Here is a 2,774-nt window from a genome sequence, read left to right on the forward strand (position 1 = left end):
TCTTTAGATCAGATATATCGGACTTGGTAGCCATGGTGGACTTAATGGTTTGGACATCCTGGTCTAATCGATCTAACTTATCAATTATTTTTCTTAAGAGATCCTCCAACTATATCCTCTCCTCAATATTTAACTTATTAGGCCATTTATTGTTTTATATAATATTTTATTTCTAATCATTGATGATATCGTCTCGGTCGTCGTCTTCTTCAATCAACTGTTTGAATTTTTTCCTAAATTGAACAGATTTAACGAGGTCCTTGACCATCTCCTCCGGATTCTGTTGTAATCCATGAAACATGAGGGGATGTTTTTTTAACTCTTCTAAAAAGCGAAGTTCTTCAGGTGTTACGGATATTTCCTTTCCGGCTACGGTGACTGTCGTGGTTGATGGAGATGGATCGCCTGTTAGGCCCAGAAGGTACTCTTCCGATGTATTCAGCACTGCTGCAGATCTTTGGAGGATTCTTGGAGGAACATTACCTTCCTTTTCGAAGATAATCCAAAGAGCAGGGTCAACAAGGCCAATCATCTTGCCAAAGTCATCTTGGGAGATGCCTTGTTCTTTGCGAAGTTTAATAATGTTACGGATAGGTTTGTTATCGAGATCAAGATATTTGTTTTTTAATGGTGTTGGATCGTCTGTGCGGCCAAGGAGATAGTCAACGGTTACCTCAAAATAGTCAGCTAATTTTTGGAGAGTGTCGTAGTCAGGTTGCCGCCTACCAATCTCATATTGAGAAAGAGCAGATCTTGTAATGCCTATATTTTTTGCCAACTCTTCTTGAGTCAACTTTTTGTTTTTCCTTTGCTCAACCAACCGATTCGCAAGCATTGGCAAGACTATTCACCTCCTATACTAAGATTAATTTTACTCCACAATATGTAGCAAATAAATAATTACCACGAAAAGTTGCAATGTGTAGTTGATTGTAACAATGTGTGGCATTATAATAAAAGCATAAAGCAACGAACTGTGGCAGAAAGGAGGAGACTATGAATAAAAGAGAACATCTTATAGCTGTCCGAAAGACAATAGGTACACAGGAAAGTGTCGCAAAAGAACTTGGTATATCAAGACAATTTTTAAGTATGATCGAAATTGGTGAAAGAAACCCGACTATAAAACTTATGGCTAAGATGGAGAAGTATTTTAACTCACCTGCCAAAAAATTGTTTCCAGATCTTTTTTTTGAACACAATTGCCACAAAACGTTGCAGAGTGAACTACCAGCCTGAAGGGAGGTGAATCAGAGTGTCAAAGGAACCAATGACTTTCATTCACAAAATTCAAAATCTGAGTGAGCTGGAGCAATTGATTGAAAAAGCAAATGATGAACTTCAATTGCTCCAAGGGACAATGGAGAAGATCAAGAACTTCGAGTTTGTTCTAGAACAAACAAAACTAGAAGGGTATTTCAAATGGAACGAACCTTAGGCTAATTGCAATTTACTCTAGATTGTGCAAGGTTTTTGACTGGACAATCGTCCACTCCGCATCTGTGTTCTAAGTCACATTCAACGAAGAGTAGAGAATAGAACTGATCATCAACTAGTTTATATTTGCCTTTGACGTTATGCTCCTGCCTTAGAAAAGGACAAAATCCATAAAATGATTTGAATGTAACGTAGCGCATAATGGGTTCCTTTCTGTCATGGATTAGAAGAACGTCACTCGCCAAAGTTTCCGTTTTTCCAAAGGTAACCATTCGACAGAAAGGTGGAAAATCCTACAAATAAAAGGAGCAAACCAAGATATGGAGGTTACAAGAACATGAGAAAAAAACGAGAACCGAATATCGAGGTTCATCGAAAATATGTACCGGATATGGAACGTATGGTTCAAGCGCTCCGAATAGTGAGAGATTACAATCCTAAAGATTCAAAGGATGCAACGAGAATCGAAACAAGCGAGAAGACAGGATAAATGATAAATCACGGGATTTCGACAACTTCATAGTAAAGAAAATCCTGGTAGAGAAAAACCCCGTGAGATATACAGTTAATGGGGTGAAGTAATCATGAGTATAGGTAAAGCGATGCAGGAGGCTAGAGAAGAGCATGGGATGACACAAGAGCAACTGGCCTTGGACTTCAATCTTAGTAAACAAATGGTTTCCCATATTGAGTGTGATCGCCGTAAGATGCCCAAGGATGTGATGCCTAAGGCGGTGGAAACATTGGATTGCGGATTTTTATCCATGGAAACGGCGGCGGAGGTAACTGGCGGGGCCTGGGTGGGGAAATTGAATGGAGACAATGTGGATTTACATAGATCCTCTGTTAAAGCCAAGGCAATGGAGGAGCTAAAGGAAGCTATGTTCGCGTTGGAAAATACATGCTTGGTCAATCATCCCTCTTCTATAGATCATACACACCGTGAAGATCTGAAGAGAATGTTGTTTGAATGTATCGATGTGATTGTGTGCCTCAGTCATTTAGTCGCTGTGGTTTGTAAGGAATACGGAATTAGCTGGTTCAAGATCTGGAAGGACCACAAATTGAAATTGGTAGCCAAGAAGTATTTGAAATTTATCAAGTGAGGTGTAGGGCATTGGAAAAACCAACGATTGAAGAGGATCGGGAAATCAGGAATGCCTATTTCGTACCGACAGATGTATATGAAACTTGGAGTATAGAAGCATTTGTCGCTTATCTGCAGATCAGGAAAGAAAACATTCATAGGCATGTAGTGGGCACCATGCAACATATTTTACATTGTTCAACTGAGGTTGGTATGGAAGAAACCGTAAGAAGGTTGAAAGCTTTAGAAG

Annotated in this window: 6 protein-coding genes; 5 read left to right on the forward strand and 1 reads right to left on the reverse strand. The window is 39.4% G+C overall.

Translation table 11 applies throughout. The features are described from left to right. Positions 1-172: 172 nt before the first annotated feature. Positions 173-835, reverse strand: a complete 663-nt coding sequence (locus ACGLXV_RS17545) for a helix-turn-helix domain-containing protein (RefSeq protein ID WP_391559642.1) — start codon at positions 833-835, stop codon at positions 173-175. Positions 836-996: 161 nt separating this feature from the next. Here ACGLXV_RS17545 and ACGLXV_RS17550 point away from each other — a divergent pair, with 161 nt between their 5' ends. The 5 genes from ACGLXV_RS17550 to ACGLXV_RS17570 form a co-directional block, all read left to right on the forward strand. After that, positions 997-1,239, forward strand: coding sequence for a helix-turn-helix transcriptional regulator (locus ACGLXV_RS17550; RefSeq protein WP_391559637.1), 243 nt, complete (start codon positions 997-999; stop codon positions 1,237-1,239). A gap of 16 nt (positions 1,240-1,255) precedes the next feature. Beyond that, positions 1,256-1,438 carry a hypothetical protein gene (locus tag ACGLXV_RS17555; RefSeq protein WP_391559638.1) on the forward strand — a complete coding sequence of 61 codons (183 nt, stop codon included), beginning with the start codon at positions 1,256-1,258 and terminating at the stop codon, positions 1,436-1,438. Between the two features lie 336 nt (positions 1,439-1,774). Then, positions 1,775-1,927, forward strand: coding sequence for a hypothetical protein (locus ACGLXV_RS17560; protein WP_391559639.1), 153 nt, complete (start codon positions 1,775-1,777; stop codon positions 1,925-1,927). Positions 1,928-2,021: 94 nt separating this feature from the next. Continuing rightward, positions 2,022-2,543, forward strand: a complete 522-nt coding sequence (locus ACGLXV_RS17565; protein ID WP_391559640.1) for a helix-turn-helix domain-containing protein — start codon at positions 2,022-2,024, stop codon at positions 2,541-2,543. 11 nt (positions 2,544-2,554) lie between these two features. Beyond that, positions 2,555-2,774: hypothetical protein (locus ACGLXV_RS17570; RefSeq protein WP_391559641.1), on the forward strand; the 220-nt coding region annotated here is incomplete at its 3' end.

Source organism: Robertmurraya sp. (genome assembly GCF_036676585.1).
GTDB lineage: Bacteria > Bacillota > Bacilli > Bacillales > Cytobacillaceae > Robertmurraya_A.

What these genes read in the sequence shown, in the direction of transcription:
- ACGLXV_RS17560 (WP_391559639.1), top strand. Translation starts at nt 1,775, where the DNA reads ATGAGAAAAAAACGAGAACCGAATATCGAGGTTCATCGAAAATATGTA.
- ACGLXV_RS17550 (WP_391559637.1), top strand. Translation starts at nt 997, where the DNA reads ATGAATAAAAGAGAACATCTTATAGCTGTCCGAAAGACAATAGGTACA.
- ACGLXV_RS17545 (WP_391559642.1), bottom strand. Translation starts at nt 835, where the DNA reads ATGCTTGCGAATCGGTTGGTTGAGCAAAGGAAAAACAAAAAGTTGACT.
- ACGLXV_RS17565 (WP_391559640.1), top strand. Translation starts at nt 2,022, where the DNA reads ATGAGTATAGGTAAAGCGATGCAGGAGGCTAGAGAAGAGCATGGGATG.